Source organism: Variovorax sp. DXTD-1 (assembly GCF_003984625.1).
GTDB lineage: Bacteria > Pseudomonadota > Gammaproteobacteria > Burkholderiales > Burkholderiaceae_C > Variovorax.
On sequence record NZ_RWKH01000007.1, the window covers coordinates 21,185 to 35,879 of the forward strand.

Genomic DNA, 14,695 nt, shown 5'->3' on the forward strand with positions numbered 1-14,695 from the left:
AACGGGGCCTTGGGCCCCGTTTTTCATCAGCTCGGCATCAGCACCATGTTGTCGCGGTGCACCATCTCTGGCTCTGCAACATAGCCCAGCAAGCGCTCGAACTCCGATGACGGCTTGCGGCACAGCAACCGGGCTTCGACGCTCGAGTAGTTGGCCAGGCCGCGGGCCAGTTCGACGCCGTCGGTGTCGCGCACGGCAATCACGTCGCCGCGCGAAAACTCGCCTGATACACCCGTCATGCCAATGGGCAGCAAGCTCTTGCCTTCGGCGCGCACCTTGGCCGCGGCGCCGGCATCCACGGTCACGGAGCCGCGCAACTGCAGGTGGTCCGCCATCCAGCGCTTGCGGGCCTGGTGCTTGGCCGTCTGGGCGACGAGCAAAGTGCCGATGGCCTCGCCGCGTGCCAAGCGCAGCAGGGCCTCGGGTTCGCGGCCCCAGGCAATCACGGTGGAAGCGCCGGAGCCGGCCGCGCGCTTGGCCGCGAGGATCTTCGTGATCATGCCGCCGCGGCCGAGGCTGGAACCCGCTCCACCCGCCATGGCTTCGAGCGCCGGATCGCCCGCCGCCGCCTCGTGCACGAACTTGGCGTCCGGGTCCTTGCGCGGATCGGCGGTGAAGAGGCCCTTCTGGTCGGTGAGGATGACCAGCGCATCGGCCTCGACCAGGTTGGCGACCAGCGCACCGAGCGTGTCGTTGTCGCCGAACTTGATCTCGTCGACGACAACGGTGTCGTTCTCGTTGATGACCGGCACCACGCCAAGCCTGAGCAGCGTGACGAGGGTGGAGCGCGCATTGAGATAGCGCTCGCGGTCGGCGAGGTCGGCATGGGTCAGCAGCACTTGCGCGCTGCCCATTTCGTTCTCGCGCAGCTTGGTCTCGTACATCTGGGCCAAGCCCATCTGCCCGACGGCGGCAGCCGCCTGGAGCTCGTGCACCTCATGCGGCCGGGTGCGCCAGCCAAGACGCTTCATGCCTTCGGCAATGGCGCCGCTCGACACCATCACGACCTCTCGCCCATCGCGCACCAGCGCCGCAAGCTGGCGGCACCATTCGCCGATGGCGCGTTCGTCCAGGCCCCGCCCTTCGTTGGTGACGAGGCTCGAGCCCACCTTGACGACGATTCGGCGGGCGTCCCGCAAGGCAGTGGATCCGGAATTCGAGGTCATTTTGAGGCTGTGGCGGTCGGTCTTGAAAGCTGCTTGTTCTGCCATGTGTGGAAAGCCTGTCGCACTGGCCTCGAAGCGGGCATCGGCTGCCCGACGAGGCCGCGCGGCTCTCAGTTTGGATCGGGCGGCAATTCGGCGAAGCGCGGATCAACCTCGGCCGGAACCTGTTCAGCCACCTGCTGCGCCTTGATGTGCTGATACACCGCCTGCACCAGATGCTCGCAGCCCTCGCGCGTGAGCGCGGAGATTTCGAACACCGGACCCTTGAAGCGCATGCGCTTCACGAAGTCCTTGATGCGCGCGGCGCGCTCGTCGCCGGGCACCATGTCGAGCTTGTTGAGCACGAGCCAGCGCGGCTTCTCGTAGAGCGCGGTGTCGTACTTCTTCAGCTCGCCGACGATGGCCTTGGCCTGTGCCACCGGATCGACGGACTCGTCGAACGGTGCAAGATCGATCACGTGCAGCAGCAATCGGGTGCGCTGGAGATGGCGCAGGAACAGGTGGCCCAGGCCGGCGCCTTCCGAAGCGCCTTCGATCAAGCCCGGAAGGTCTGCCACCACGAAGCTCTGCTCCGGGCCCACGCGAACCACGCCGAGATTCGGATGCAGCGTGGTGAAGGGATAGTCCGCAATGCGCGGGCGAGCGTTCGAGATGGCGCTGATCAGCGTCGACTTGCCCGCGTTGGGCATGCCGAGCAGGCCGACGTCGGCGAGCACCTTGAGTTCGAGCTTGAGGCTTTTCTTTTCGCCGGGCCAGCCGGGCGTTTTCTGGCGGGGAGCGCGGTTGATGGCGCTCTTGAAGCGCATGTTCCCGAAGCCGCCGTCGCCGCCCTTGGCAATGGTGATGACTTCGCCTTCCTTCAGCAGCTCGTAGAGCACTTCGCCGGTTTCGGCATCGCTGATGATGGTGCCGACGGGCATCTTCAGCACGATGTCGTCGCCGGCCGCGCCGAACATGTCGGAGCCCATGCCATGCTCGCCGCGCTTGGCCTCGTGGCGGCGCGAATAGCGGAAGTCGACCAGGGTGTTGAGGTTGGAATCGGCCACCGCGTAGACGTGGCCGCCGCGGCCGCCGTCGCCGCCGTTCGGGCCGCCGAATTCCTTGTATTTTTCATGACGGAACGACACGCAGCCGTTGCCGCCATCGCCTGCGGCGATGTCGATGAAGGCTTCGTCGACGAACTTCATGGGGTATCCAGTGTACAAATGAAGAAGCCCCGGCAAAGCGGGGCTTCGAGCTGATCGAAGTGACCTGGGCTTATGCCGCGGGGGTCACATTGACCATGTGCTTGTTCAGTGCGCCCTTGACGCCGAACGACACGTGGCCGTCGACCAGTGCGAACAGCGTGTGGTCCTTGCCCACGCCGACGTTCACGCCGGGGTGGAACTGGGTGCCGCGCTGGCGCACGATGATCGAGCCTGCGCTGATCAGTTCGCCGCCGAAGGCCTTCACACCGAGCATCTTGGGCTTGGAATCGCGCCCGTTTCGCGTTGAGCCGCCGCCTTTTTTCTGTGCCATGGAATCTGCTCCTTAGCCGGCGATCGCGCCGATTTGCAGTTCGGTGAACTGCTGGCGATGGCCTTGACGTTTCTGATAGTGCTTACGACGGCGCATCTTGAAGATGCGAACCTTGTCGTGCTTGCCGTGCGACAGTACCGTGACTGTCACCGTTGCGCCGGACACCAGGGGCGTACCAACCTTGATTTCGCTGCCGTTGCCGACTGCGAGAACCTGATCGATCACGATTTCCTGGCCTACATCCGCAGCAATCTGTTCTACTTTAATTTTTTCGCCGGAAGCAACGCGATACTGCTTGCCGCCGGTTTTTATGACCGCGTACATGTGAACCTCTTGGGAATATGAGCTCTACGGCGAATTCCGCAGAGCCCTAGATTCTAGCACGGTTTGCACGCGCTAACATGGTTTGGGCACAGGCCGGCCCCGGACGGCCTCCGGCTCGTCCCTATAATCTGCGCCTTCCGGCCTTGTGCCGCCGCTACCTTCCGTACTCAGACGCGCCGCGCGCAAACGCTTTGCCAGTTCACGCCGCCGATACCTCCCCCACCGCCACCGTGCTGGATCTGATCGCCGGCGACATGGTCGAAGTCGACCGTGTGATTGCGCGGCGCCTCGATACGGGGGTGCCCCTGGTCAGCCAGGTTTCCAAATACATCATCTCCGCGGGCGGCAAACGCCTGCGGCCGGCACTGCTGCTGCTCATGTCGGGAGCCCTCGGATACACCGGCGAGCAGCGCTTCAACCTGGCGGCGGTGGTGGAGTTCATCCACACCGCCACGCTGCTGCACGACGACGTGGTCGATGAATCGACCCTGCGGCGCGGGCGCCCTACGGCCAACGAATCGTTCGGCAACCCGGCCAGCGTGCTGGTCGGCGACTTCCTGTACTCGCGCGCCTTCCAGATGATGTTGGATGCGAACAACATGCGCATCATGCAAATCCTGGCCGAAGCGACCAACGTGATCGCCGAAGGCGAAGTGTTGCAGCTGATGAACATGCACGACGCGTCGCTGGACGAAGCTGCGTACCTGCGCGTGATCCGCTCCAAGACCGCCAAGCTTTTCGAAGCCAGCACGCGGCTTGCCGCCGTTCTGGCCGGCGCCACGCCCGAAGTCGAGGAGGCCTGCGCCACCTACGGCCAGGCGCTGGGCACTGCCTTCCAGGTCATCGACGATGTGCTCGACTATGCCGGGGATGCACATGAAACAGGCAAGAACGTGGGCGACGACCTTCGTGAAGGCAAGACCACACTGCCGCTGATCTTCGCCATGCGGCGCGGCAATGCCGAGCAGGCCGCACTGGTGCGCGCGGCAATCCAGGCGGGCGACACGGCCCAACTGGGCAATATCGTGGAAATCGTCCACAGCACCGGGGCGCTGGAAGCATCGCGCGCCGCGGCCGCCGACGAAGCGAAACGTGCGATTCACGCACTGCGCGACTTTCCGTCCAATTTGCACGCCGACGGTTTGCTACAATTGGCGGCTCAGTTGCTTGAGCGACGTGCCTGAACACCTCACAAGAGTTGGCAAGGACGACTTTCTCTTTTTTGCAACCAATCGGGGTGTAGCTTAGCCTGGTAGAGCGCTACGTTCGGGACGTAGAGGCCGGAGGTTCGAATCCTCTCACCCCGACCAGTCTTTGAGGCTGGCACCAACAATGCCCGTGCCTGTTGCTGTGTAGCGATTTACAGGACGCGGGTGTTCAGCGATGATCGTGAAGCATTTTTTCACATCTTTTGCAATTCGCTGAATGGCTGCCGCCGAACTTCCTGTTAAAGAAAACACGCAAATCGCCCTGCCGGGCCTTGCGCGCGCCTTGGTTTCGGCCGGCAAACTTCCTGCTAAGACAGCGGAAGACATCTATCAGAAGTCGCTGAGCAGCCGAACCAGCTTCATTGCAGAGCTGACCGGCAGCGGTGCCGTCTCGGCGGCCGACTTGGCCCACACGCTTTCTTCCGCCTTCGGCGCCCCGTTGCTCGACCTGGACGCGATCGACCATCAGCGGCTGCCCAAGGACCTGCTCGATCCGAAGCTCTGCCTTGCATACCGCATCGTGGTGCTCAGCAAGCGCAACAACCGTCTCATCGTTGCAACAGCGGACCCCTCCGACCAGCAGGCGGTGGAAAAGATCAAGTTCGCATCCCAGATGGGTGTGGATTGGGTCATTGCCGAGTACGACAAGCTGTCGCGCATGATCGAGGCCGCCGCGGTCAGCGCGTCGGAAACCCTCAACAATATCGTCGGCGGCGGGGATTTCGAGTTCGACGAGGTCACGGCGGACACCTCGGGCGATACGAATGAACAGGCGGCCATCGCCGAAGTCGAGGATGCCCCGGTCGTCCGATTCCTGCACAAGATGCTGCTCGATGGCGTCAGCATGCGTGCCTCGGACATTCACTTCGAGCCTTACGAGCACAACTACCGGGTGCGCTTTCGCATCGACGGCGAACTGCGCGAGATCGCCAGCCCGCCGACGCTCATCAAGGAAAAGCTGGCCTCGCGGATCAAGGTCATCTCCCGGCTCGACATCTCGGAGAAGCGTATTCCGCAAGACGGGCGCATGAAGCTCAAGATCGGCCCGGACCGCGTGATCGACTTTCGCGTGAGCACCCTGCCCACGCTGTTCGGCGAGAAGATCGTGATCCGTATTCTGGATCCGAGCAGCGCGCGCCTGGGCATTGACGCGCTTGGTTACGACGCGGACGAAAAGGAGCGGCTGCTGAGCGCGATCGGCCGACCCTACGGCATGGTGCTGGTGACGGGCCCCACGGGCTCCGGAAAGACGGTGTCGCTGTACACCTGCCTGAACCTGCTGAACCAGCCCGGCGTCAACATTGCGACGGCGGAAGACCCGTCTGAAATCAACCTTCCTGGGGTGAACCAGGTCAACGTCAACGAACGCGCCGGACTCACGTTCGCCGCCGCGCTGCGCGCCTTTCTCCGGCAGGATCCCGACATCATCATGGTCGGTGAAATCCGGGACCTCGAAACGGCCGACATCTCGATCAAGGCCGCGCAAACGGGCCACCTGGTGCTTTCGACGCTGCACACGAACGACGCGCCGACCACGCTCACGCGCATGCGGAACATGGGCATCGCCCCGTTCAATATTGCGTCGAGCGTCATCCTGATCACTGCCCAGCGGCTGGCTCGCCGCCTATGCCACCTCTGCCGCGCGCCGGCCGACGTGCCGCGCCAGGCCCTGCTCGATGCGGGCTTCAAGGAAGAAGAGCTCGACGGCTCCTGGAAGCCTTATCGTCCGGTCGGCTGCTCCGCGTGCAACGGCGGCTACAAGGGCCGGGTAGGTATCTACCAGGTGATGCCGATCTCCGAAGCCATACAGGCCATCATCCTGCGCGACGGCAGCGCGCTGGACATCGCACGCCAGTCTGAGGCCGAGGGCGTCCGCTCGCTGCGGCAGTCCGGGCTCAGAAAAGTCATGCAAGGGCTCACCTCACTCGAAGAAGTGGTGGCGGTCACCAACGAATAACGAACACACCGTAAGAAATCGGAGATCGAATGGCAACAGTGGCATCCAAGCGCACTTCAAACACGCTCAAGGAATCTGTCTACGAGTGGGAAGGCAAGGACCGCAACGGCAAGCTGGTGCGCGGCGAACTCCGTGCCGCCGGCGAGAACCAGGTGCAGGCCGCATTGCGCCGCCAGGGCGTTCTTGCATCCAAGATCAAGAAGCGCCGCATGCGCTCGGGCAAGACGATCAAGCCCAAGGACATCGCGATCTTCACCCGCCAGTTGGCAACGATGATGAAGGCGGGCGTTCCCTTGCTGCAGTCGTTCGACATCGTGGGCCGGGGCAATGCCAATCCGAGCGTTGCCAAGCTGCTGAACGACATCCGCAGCGACGTGGAGACCGGAACTTCGCTTTCGGCGGCGTTCCGCAAGTTCCCGAAGTATTTCGACAACCTCTATTGCAACCTGGTGGAGGCTGGTGAAGCCGCCGGTATCCTGGAAGACCTGCTGGACCGTCTTGCCACGTACATGGAGAAGACCGAGGCGATCAAGTCCAAGATCAAGTCGGCGTTGATGTATCCCATCTCCGTGGTCGTCGTGGCTTTCGTGGTGATTGCGATCATCATGATCTTCGTGATTCCGGCATTCAAGGAAGTGTTCACTTCCTTCGGTGCCGATTTGCCAGCCCCAACCCTGATCGTGATCGGGATCAGCGAGTTCTTCGTCTCTTACTGGTGGCTGATCTTCGGCGGAATTGGCGGCGGCATTTACTTCTTCCTGCAGGCCTGGAAGCGCAATGAAAAAGTGCAGCGGGTGATGGACCGCGCGCTGTTGCGCGTTCCGATCTTCGGCACTCTCATTGAAAAATCCTGCGTGGCCCGCTGGACCCGCACCCTCGCCACCATGTTTGCAGCCGGCGTTCCGCTCGTCGAAGCGCTTGATTCAGTGGGTGGCGCATCGGGCAACACCGTTTACGGCGACGCCACGGCCAAGATCCAGCAAGAGGTCTCGACCGGCACCAGCCTCACCACGGCCATGACCAACGTCAACCTGTTTCCTTCGATGGTGATCCAGATGACGGCCATCGGCGAGGAATCCGGTTCCATCGACCACATGCTGGGCAAGGCCGCCGACTTCTACGAGTCCGAAGTGGACGACATGGTTGCCGGCCTCTCGAGCCTGATGGAGCCCATCATCATCGTGTTCCTGGGCACGATCATCGGCGGCATCGTGGTGTCGATGTACCTGCCGATCTTCAAGCTGGGCCAAGTGGTTTGATGCTGGTTTCGCGGGAGTTCGACGCCGCTTTCGCGGGCGTGCTGGGCCTGTTGGTCGGCAGCTTCCTCAATGTGGTGATCTACCGCACCCCGGTGATGATGTACCGCAGTTGGCTGGCGGACGCCGTGGCCAATCTCATGTCGTCCAAGGATGCGCCTTCGCTCTGGACGCTGGTGTTCGGACCGAAATCAGCGCCTCCTGCAGGGCTCGAAGCAGCGGCCGACAGGGCCGCTCTGGCCATCGAGACCCTGCCGCCCTTCACCCTGGCTCAGCCGGCTTCGCGCTGCGGGGCTTGCGGGCACAAGATCCGGTGGTACCAGAACATTCCGGTGCTGAGCTACCTGGTGCTGCGAGGGCGTTGCGCCGCCTGCAAGACCTCGATCAGCCCGCGCTATCCGCTGGTCGAACTGATCACGGGCGCGCTCTTCGCCCTTTGCGCCTATCGCTTCGGCCTGACGCCCACCGGGGCACTCTGGGCCGCGTTTGCGTCGCTGCTGGTGTGCCAGTTCCTGATCGATTTCGATACGCAGTTCCTGCCGGACTCGCTCAACTACCCGCTGCTCTGGCTGGGACTCATCGGCGCGGCGATGGGTTGGACGGGCATTGCGCTGAGTTCGGCAGTCTGGGGCGCCGTGTTCGGCTATCTGAGCCTCTGGCTTGTGTACCATGGCTATCGCCTGGCCACAGGCAAGGAGGGCATGGGATATGGCGACTTCAAACTGCTGGCTGCCTTGGGCGCATGGTTCGGGGCCGACTACCTCATCGCCATCGTCCTCGTTTCTTCGCTGGTGGGCGCCGTGATCGGCCTTACGCTGCGGCTTGTCGGCAAGCTGGCGCACAAGGACATTCCGATGGCGTTCGGTCCTTTTCTCGCCGGTGCGGGCTTGGTCTGCCTCGTCGCCGGCCCCGACGTTGCTCGGCAATGGATTCCCTTCGCCTTTCCGCTCGACCCATTGATCCGTTGAAGAGCGCGTGATGCAGCGCATCGGCTTGACGGGCGGAATCGGGAGCGGCAAGAGCACTGTCGCGGCATTGCTGGTCGCCGAGGGCGCCGTGCTCGTCGACACCGACGCCATCGCGCGCCGCATTGCGGAACCAGGGGGCATTGCAATGCCCGCCCTCGAGGCCACCTTCGGCCGCGCCGTCATCGCGGCGGACGGAGGGCTCGACCGCGCGGCGATGCGTCAGCTCGTGTTCGCCGACAGCAGCGCCAAAAAGCGCCTCGAATCGATCCTGCATCCGCTGATCGGCGCCGAAACGCAGCGCATGGCCTCCAACGCCGGGCCCGACGCGGTGGTGGTCTTCGATGTGCCGCTCCTGGTCGAATCCGGCCGCTGGCGGGCCCTGGTCGACCGCGTGCTGGTGGTCGATGCCACCGAGGAAACGCAGCTGCGGCGCGTCGTGGCGCGCTCCGGCTGGACGCCCGAGGGGGTGCGCGCTGTAATCGCCCAGCAGGCGCCGCGCAGGTTGCGCAGGGCGGCCGCGGACGCGGTCATTTTCAACGAGTCGCCCTCGCTGGAGGAACTCGGCAGAGAGGTGCGGAGTCTCTGGAAGCTGTGGGCCTCGCCCGGCACGCGATAATTCGAGACTTGCCGCAGCAGCGGCTGCACAACGATCAAGACAGAGAAGGCGCCACCGGGGTGCCATTCCCCGCGATGCTTTTCAACTCGTATCCCTTTATTTTTGTCTTCTTTCCGCTGGTCCTGATCGGTTTCTTCCTGATCGGCAAGCGCAATGCCCGGGCCGCCGCCGGTTTTCTTGCCCTGGCGTCGCTGTTCTTCTACGGCTGGTGGAGCGTCAAGGCGCTTCCGCTGCTGCTGGCGTCGATCTGCATCAACTATTGGTTCGGCCTGCGCCTGACACCCGCCCCAGGCCGGGACGAGCGCAAGCGAAAGTCCCTGCTGATCGTTGCGCTGGTGGTCAACCTCGGCGTGCTGGCAATCTTCAAGTACGCCAACTTCTTCGTTTCGAATGTGAACGACGGGCTGGCCGCGGCGGGCCTCTCGCAGATCCCGATGCTGCACATCGTGCTGCCGATCGGCATCTCGTTCTACACCTTTACCCAGATCGCCTTCCTGGTCGACTGCTGGCAAGGCAAGGTGCATGAGCGCAGCTTCATCCACTACGTGCTGTTCGTCACCTATTTTCCGCACCTGATCGCCGGCCCGGTGCTGCATCACGCGCAGATGATGCCGCAGTTCGGCAATCCGTCCACCTACCGGGTCAACGCCAGCAACATCGCGCTCGGCCTAGGCATCTTCACCTTCGGCCTGGCCAAGAAGATGCTGATCGCCGACCCGCTCGGGCAGTATGCGGACATGATGTTCAAGGGCGTTCACGAGGGCGTGCTGCCCTCGCTGTACACCGCATGGCTCGGCGTGCTTGCCTATACGCTGCAGATCTATTTCGACTTCTCGGGCTATTCAGACATGGCGGTCGGCCTGTCCCTGTGCATGGGCGTGCAGCTGCCGCTCAACTTCCGCTCACCGTACAAGTCGACCAACATCATCGAGTTCTGGCGCCGCTGGCACATCTCGCTCTCGAACTTCCTGCGCGACTATCTCTACGTACCGCTCGGCGGCAACCGCAAGGGCCCGGCCCGGCGCTACCTGAACCTGTTCCTCACCATGCTGCTGGGCGGCCTGTGGCATGGCGCCGCGTGGACCTTCGTGATCTGGGGCGCGCTGCACGGCCTCTTCCTCATGGTCAACCACCTCTGGAACGCCACGGTCCGCCGCGGCAAGACAAGCTCGTCTGGCCTCGGCCGCGTGCTCGGATGGTTCGTCACCTTCCTGTGCGTGATGGTGGCGTGGGTGGTGTTCCGCGCGGACAGCATGACGGCGGCCATCGAGATCTACAAGGGCATGCTGGGCATGCACGGCGTGATTCCGAGTGCTTTCGGCGAGTTCAAGGTGCCGTTCCGCAAACCCGAGTTCTTCCAGACCATGCTGGCCGGCCTCGTCATCTGCCTGGCGCTGCCTCCGACCATCACGCTCGACCGCTGGATTCCGTCCATCGCCGCGCTGGCCGGCCGCCCCGCGCTCAACCGCATTGCAACGGCGCTGACGGCGTTGGGATGCGTTTTCCTCTTCGGCCTGTGCGTGTCGAAATTCGGCAACTACAGTCCCTTCCTCTATTTCCAGTTCTGACATGGAAGACACGAAACCGGCCCGCATGTGGCTCGCCATCTTCGCAGCAGGCTTTCTCGCCTGCTACGCGCTGCTGGTCATCAGCCTGCTGTCTCCCATTCCCTACGGAGACCTGACCCGTATCGGACGTATTTCCGAGCGCGAATTTGGGTGGCGCCATCCTCCCCCGCCCATTCCGGACGCCAACATCAAGGCTTTTCCGCTCCAGGAAGCCGATGTGCTCGTGATCGGCGACAGCTTTTCTGTCCGCTATGCCTGGCAGTCGGAGTTGGTCGGCGCCGGCTACCGCGTTGCGACCACGCATTGGGACAAGACCGGGCCAATGTGCCGCGACTTCTCGGACTGGGTGCGCAAGTCCGGCTTCAAGGGCAAGGTCGTCATCATCGAAAGCATCGAGCGCCTGCTTCAGGGGCGCATCGAGGAGTCCAAGGAATGCGCAGCCATGAAGCGCCCGTTCGTGCCTTCGCCTCCTCCGTTCGAAAACCCGTCCAAGCCTGCTCTTACCGGCTTCCGGCTGAACTGGGACGCGGAACTGTTGAGGGGCTGGTTGACCTACCGCAATACCCGCGCGATCGAACGCTCCGAAAGCTGGACCAACACACCCGACCGCTGGGGCCCGCTCATCGATGCCCGCACGGTACCCGACGGCTGCAAGCAATTCAGCCACGTCGCCTGCAACAAATTGCTCATGACCGCAGAAGATCGGTTGATGGACCCGCTCACCGCGGACTCCGCCATCTTCATGGCGAAGTTCACCGAAAAAATGGCTCCTTCCCTGCGCATCATCTGGATGGTCGTGCCCAACAAGAGCACGGTATACCTCGACCAGAACCACGCCGCCGCGTTCCGCAGCACGTTCAACGACCTGAAGATCGGGCCGGATCTTTTTACACTGTCCGAGCAGAACCGCTTCAAAATCACGGACTTGTATCCTGCCAACGAAACGCACGTCTCCACCGCCGGGTATCTGCTCTTCGGTCAGCGTATGCTGGAGGCTGTGCGTGAAGTGCAGCCCGCCCCGGCGGCCGCGAAATCGCCTTGAACTCGTCCCTCACATGAACCCGAACGCGTGATCCTCTACGAGTACCCATTCAACGAGCGCATCCGGACCTACCTGAGGCTGGAGCACCTGTTCCGCCGCCTCGGCGAACTGGTGCCCGCCGAATCCGCGCTCTCCCATCATTTCGCCCTGGTCACGATTTTCGAGATCATGGACGTTGCCGCGCGCGCCGACCTCAAGGCCGACGTCATGCGCGATCTCGAGAAGCACAAGAACGTCTTCAACAGTTATCGTGGCAACCCGGCGATCGCCGAGGCGGCGCTGGACCAGGTCGTCACCCAGCTTGAGCGCAATTTTTCGGCACTCAACAGCGTCTCCGGCAAGGCCGGTCAGGCGCTGACCGAAAACGAGTGGCTCATGAGCATTCGCAGCCGTGCCGGCATTCCGGGCGGCACGTGCGAGTTCGACCTGCCCGCGTACTACGCCTGGCAGCACCGCAGCGCGGCGAGCCGGCGCACGGATCTGGAGCGCTGGTCGGGCACGCTCGCGCCACTCGCCGAATCGATCTACCTGCTCCTCAAGCTGCTGCGCGAGGCCGATGTGCCCTACAAGGTGATCGCCACCCACGGGCAGTTCCAGCAGAACCTGCCGCAGGGGCGCAGCTTCCAGCTGCTGCGCCTGCGGATCGACCCGGCACTCGGACTCGTGCCTGAAATCAGCGGCAACCGGCTCATGGTTTCGGTGCGAATGATGCGCCACGAGGCCGACGACCGCCTGCACCAGAGCACGGAAGACGCCGCCTTCGAACTCACGCTCTGCGCCTGAGCGCGGCAGCGCGTCAAGACACACACGCCATGAGCAACGGCAGGACCCACAACGACGTCGGCGAGCGGATCGTCCGCTGCCCGGCCTGCGGCGGCGATAGCATCTATGCCGCCAGCAACCCCTATCGGCCCTTTTGCAGCGCGCGCTGCAAAGGCATCGATCTCGGTGCCTGGGCCAACGAGGAATTCAGGATGCCCGCTGAAGAGCCGCCGGACGACGAGCCCTTCGGCGATCCGAAGCTGCAGCAGTAGCTGGCTGCGGCGGCAGCCGCGCTATCGCTATTTCTTCGGCGCTGCGCTGCCCTCGTTCAGCAGCGCGCGATCCATGTAGGTCGCAAACGAGCGCGTGTACTTGGGCCGCAAGTGGCCGGCGTCCTTGTATGCGGGGGCACCATCGGACATGGTCCGCAGGCACTGGCCATCCGCCGTGCACAGGTTGGCAACCGCATCGATCACCTCCACGCCGCTCGCAATCCCGATCTCCCGCAGCTTGTCATTGAGTTCACGCTGGTCTTGGGGTATCGGCAGCGTCGGCATCGTGGTCGATACTTTCATGGACGTCAGCCGACTGCCCTCTAGCAGGCGCTTCGGCTCGAAATCGGGGGTCACCGGAATGTCGAGCAGCAAATAGACCTTCTTGCCTTTGCTCGACAGTTCGCGCAGCAGCTGGCCGAGCGAGTCGAATGCCAGCGCCATACCGTCGCCGCCGCGGAACTGATGGGCCGCGCCGCTCGCATCACGGAAGTAATAGCCTGGCGCACCGCCCGCGATGAAGTAGCAGTTCCAGCAGCCGCCGATCACCACCGTGTCGATCTCGGGGCTGCGGGCAAACTCCAGCACCGCAGTGCGCCGCTCGGCGCAGCCTATGTTCGCGTCTGCATAAACACCGGGAATCGGTGGGCAGGCCCCCTGCGTCGCGAAGTAGATGGTGTTCGCCTTGCCCGGCGCCGTGCGGGCGAGTTCCTCCGCGCGCGGTCCGTATTGCTGAACATGGCTGTCGCCGATCAACAGGCTCTTGTGCGGGCCCTTGCCGACCTGGTAGAGCAGATGCCGCCCGAGTTCGTAGTTCTTGAAGTCGTCGTAGTAGCCCACGTCGGCCGCGGCCTCGGAGATCTGCTGGAGACGGATGTCGTGGTGGCGCGGTTGCAGTGCCCCGGAGAAAACCACCAGGCCCACGACCACCAGCGCAATGCCCAGGCCCGCCAGCACGCGCAGCAAGCCGGGGCTGGTGCGCGTGCGCGTGTAGCGCTCGACGAACCGGTAGGTCAACCAGGCCAGCACCACGCTCGCAACAACCGCTCCCACGCGCACAGGCAGTGACGGCAAACCGTCGCTCAGGATGCGCGCATAGGCGAGCAGCGGCCAATGCCAGAGATAGAGCGGGTAGCTGATGAGCCCGATCCAAACCATCACGCGGTTCGACAGCAGGTATTTGTTGAGGAAGCCCGTGGGCCCGGCCGCGATGCAGCTCACGGCACCCAGCGTGGGCAGCAAGGCCCACCAGCCGGGAAAGGCCTTGTCGCCACGGATCATCACCAGCCCGAGTGCGAGCAGGCCCACCCCGACGAAAGACTGCACGTGGCTGCGCATGCGGCTCGGCGCTGCTGGCTTCAGCCGCATGCACGCGAGGATGCCGCCCACCATCAACTCCCAGAAGCGCGAAGCCGGCGAATAGAAAGCCGCCGTGCGAAACGGATGAATCGTGAGCACATTGACGAGAAACGACACCACCGCAATGACCAGGATCACGCGGATCATCGGCCAGCGCCGGCGCCAGGCCACGCCCAGCAGCACCGGCCAGAAAATGTAGAACTGCTCCTCGATGCCGAGCGACCACAGATGCAGCAGCGGCTTGGTTTCCGCGGCGGTATCGAAATAGCCGGCGTCCGCCCAGAACACGAAATTGGCAAAGAAGGCCGCACCGCCCGTGACCTGCTTGCCCAGCTGCGCGAACTCGTCGGACAGCAGCATGTACCAGCCGAAGCACAAGGTGGCCAAAAGCACCAGGATGAGTGCCGGAAAGATGCGCCGGATGCGCCGGGCGTAGAAGTCGCGATAGCTGAAATCGCCCGCCACCTGGCTCTGCAGAAGAATGGTCGAGATCAGGAAGCCCGAGATCACGAAGAAGATGTCGACACCGATGAAGCCGCCGGGCAGCGCACCGGGAAACGCGTGATAGATCACCACGGAGGCCACGGCAATGGCACGCAGGCCGTCTATGTCCGGTCGGTACTTGGGATGCAGCATCTCGAGGGGTCGTTGAACGCGCTGTGGCGGTCCTGATTGTTTT

14 protein-coding genes and 1 tRNA gene are annotated in these 14,695 nt (G+C 63.5%); 10 read left to right on the forward strand and 5 right to left on the reverse strand.

Annotation, left to right across the window (positions count from 1 at the left end; translation table 11 throughout):
- Positions 1-26: 26 nt before the first annotated feature.
- The 4 genes from proB to rplU form a co-directional block, all read right to left on the reverse strand.
- Positions 27-1,166 carry a glutamate 5-kinase gene (gene proB / locus EJI00_RS08175; RefSeq protein WP_126747151.1) on the reverse strand — a complete coding sequence of 380 codons (1,140 nt, stop codon included), beginning with the start codon at positions 1,164-1,166 and terminating at the stop codon, positions 27-29.
- Positions 1,167-1,276: 110 nt separating this feature from the next.
- A complete protein-coding gene (gene cgtA / locus EJI00_RS08180; RefSeq protein ID WP_126746974.1) occupies positions 1,277-2,353 on the reverse strand; it encodes an Obg family GTPase CgtA in 1,077 nt (358 codons plus the stop codon).
- A gap of 70 nt (positions 2,354-2,423) precedes the next feature.
- The gene (gene rpmA / locus EJI00_RS08185; protein ID WP_028259150.1) at positions 2,424-2,684 is read right to left on the reverse strand and encodes a 50S ribosomal protein L27; all 261 of its coding nucleotides are present in this window, start codon (positions 2,682-2,684) and stop codon (positions 2,424-2,426) included.
- Between the two features lie 12 nt (positions 2,685-2,696).
- The gene (gene rplU / locus EJI00_RS08190) at positions 2,697-3,008 is read right to left on the reverse strand and encodes a 50S ribosomal protein L21 (RefSeq protein WP_028259151.1); all 312 of its coding nucleotides are present in this window, start codon (positions 3,006-3,008) and stop codon (positions 2,697-2,699) included.
- Positions 3,009-3,199: 191 nt separating this feature from the next.
- On the opposite strand from rplU, the gene EJI00_RS08195 reads away from it, so the two are divergent.
- The 10 genes from EJI00_RS08195 to EJI00_RS08240 all read left to right on the forward strand — a co-directional run bounded on the left by EJI00_RS08195 (position 3,200) and on the right by EJI00_RS08240 (position 12,657).
- Positions 3,200-4,192 carry a polyprenyl synthetase family protein gene (locus tag EJI00_RS08195; protein ID WP_126746975.1) on the forward strand — a complete coding sequence of 331 codons (993 nt, stop codon included), beginning with the start codon at positions 3,200-3,202 and terminating at the stop codon, positions 4,190-4,192.
- 49 nt (positions 4,193-4,241) lie between these two features.
- Positions 4,242-4,318, forward strand: a tRNA-Pro gene (locus tag EJI00_RS08200).
- Between the two features lie 115 nt (positions 4,319-4,433).
- On the forward strand, positions 4,434-6,173 hold the full coding sequence (gene pilB, locus EJI00_RS08205) for a type IV-A pilus assembly ATPase PilB (RefSeq protein WP_126746976.1): 1,740 nt from the start codon (positions 4,434-4,436) through the stop codon (positions 6,171-6,173).
- Between the two features lie 29 nt (positions 6,174-6,202).
- Complete coding sequence (locus tag EJI00_RS08210) at positions 6,203-7,432, forward strand: type II secretion system F family protein (RefSeq protein ID WP_126746977.1); 1,230 nt, start codon at positions 6,203-6,205, stop codon at positions 7,430-7,432.
- On the forward strand, positions 7,432-8,397 hold the full coding sequence (locus EJI00_RS08215; protein ID WP_126746978.1) for a prepilin peptidase: 966 nt from the start codon (positions 7,432-7,434) through the stop codon (positions 8,395-8,397). The genes EJI00_RS08210 and EJI00_RS08215 overlap by 1 nt, the downstream gene beginning before the upstream one ends.
- 10 nt (positions 8,398-8,407) lie before the next feature.
- Positions 8,408-9,013, forward strand: a complete 606-nt coding sequence (gene coaE / locus EJI00_RS08220; RefSeq protein ID WP_126746979.1) for a dephospho-CoA kinase — start codon at positions 8,408-8,410, stop codon at positions 9,011-9,013.
- Positions 9,014-9,087: 74 nt separating this feature from the next.
- Positions 9,088-10,581, forward strand: coding sequence for an MBOAT family O-acyltransferase (locus EJI00_RS08225; RefSeq protein WP_126746980.1), 1,494 nt, complete (start codon positions 9,088-9,090; stop codon positions 10,579-10,581).
- Position 10,582: 1 nt separating this feature from the next.
- The gene (locus tag EJI00_RS08230) at positions 10,583-11,623 is read left to right on the forward strand and encodes a hypothetical protein (protein WP_126746981.1); all 1,041 of its coding nucleotides are present in this window, start codon (positions 10,583-10,585) and stop codon (positions 11,621-11,623) included.
- Between the two features lie 27 nt (positions 11,624-11,650).
- Entirely contained in the window at positions 11,651-12,406 is a 756-nt protein-coding gene (gene zapD / locus EJI00_RS08235) for a cell division protein ZapD (RefSeq protein WP_126746982.1), read from the forward strand.
- Between the two features lie 29 nt (positions 12,407-12,435).
- Positions 12,436-12,657, forward strand: coding sequence for a DNA gyrase inhibitor YacG (locus tag EJI00_RS08240; protein ID WP_126746983.1), 222 nt, complete (start codon positions 12,436-12,438; stop codon positions 12,655-12,657).
- Between the two features lie 27 nt (positions 12,658-12,684).
- Here the strand turns inward: EJI00_RS08240 and EJI00_RS08245 are convergent, their stop codons facing one another.
- Positions 12,685-14,652 carry an acyltransferase family protein gene (locus tag EJI00_RS08245; protein WP_126746984.1) on the reverse strand — a complete coding sequence of 656 codons (1,968 nt, stop codon included), beginning with the start codon at positions 14,650-14,652 and terminating at the stop codon, positions 12,685-12,687.
- Positions 14,653-14,695 lie beyond the last annotated feature (43 nt).

Bases quoted from the DNA above. Each gene is read 5' to 3' on its own strand.
- EJI00_RS08230 (WP_126746981.1), top strand. From the start codon at position 10,583: ATGGAAGACACGAAACCGGCCCGCATGTGGCTCGCCATCTTCGCAGCA.
- rpmA (WP_028259150.1), bottom strand. From the start codon at position 2,684: ATGGCACAGAAAAAAGGCGGCGGCTCAACGCGAAACGGGCGCGATTCC.
- pilB (WP_126746976.1), top strand. From the start codon at position 4,434: ATGGCTGCCGCCGAACTTCCTGTTAAAGAAAACACGCAAATCGCCCTG.
- coaE (WP_126746979.1), top strand. From the start codon at position 8,408: ATGCAGCGCATCGGCTTGACGGGCGGAATCGGGAGCGGCAAGAGCACT.
- rplU (WP_028259151.1), bottom strand. From the start codon at position 3,008: ATGTACGCGGTCATAAAAACCGGCGGCAAGCAGTATCGCGTTGCTTCC.
- EJI00_RS08225 (WP_126746980.1), top strand. From the start codon at position 9,088: ATGCTTTTCAACTCGTATCCCTTTATTTTTGTCTTCTTTCCGCTGGTC.
- EJI00_RS08215 (WP_126746978.1), top strand. From the start codon at position 7,432: ATGCTGGTTTCGCGGGAGTTCGACGCCGCTTTCGCGGGCGTGCTGGGC.
- proB (WP_126747151.1), bottom strand. From the start codon at position 1,166: ATGACCTCGAATTCCGGATCCACTGCCTTGCGGGACGCCCGCCGAATC.
- cgtA (WP_126746974.1), bottom strand. From the start codon at position 2,353: ATGAAGTTCGTCGACGAAGCCTTCATCGACATCGCCGCAGGCGATGGC.
- EJI00_RS08210 (WP_126746977.1), top strand. From the start codon at position 6,203: ATGGCAACAGTGGCATCCAAGCGCACTTCAAACACGCTCAAGGAATCT.
- EJI00_RS08245 (WP_126746984.1), bottom strand. From the start codon at position 14,652: ATGCTGCATCCCAAGTACCGACCGGACATAGACGGCCTGCGTGCCATT.
- EJI00_RS08240 (WP_126746983.1), top strand. From the start codon at position 12,436: ATGAGCAACGGCAGGACCCACAACGACGTCGGCGAGCGGATCGTCCGC.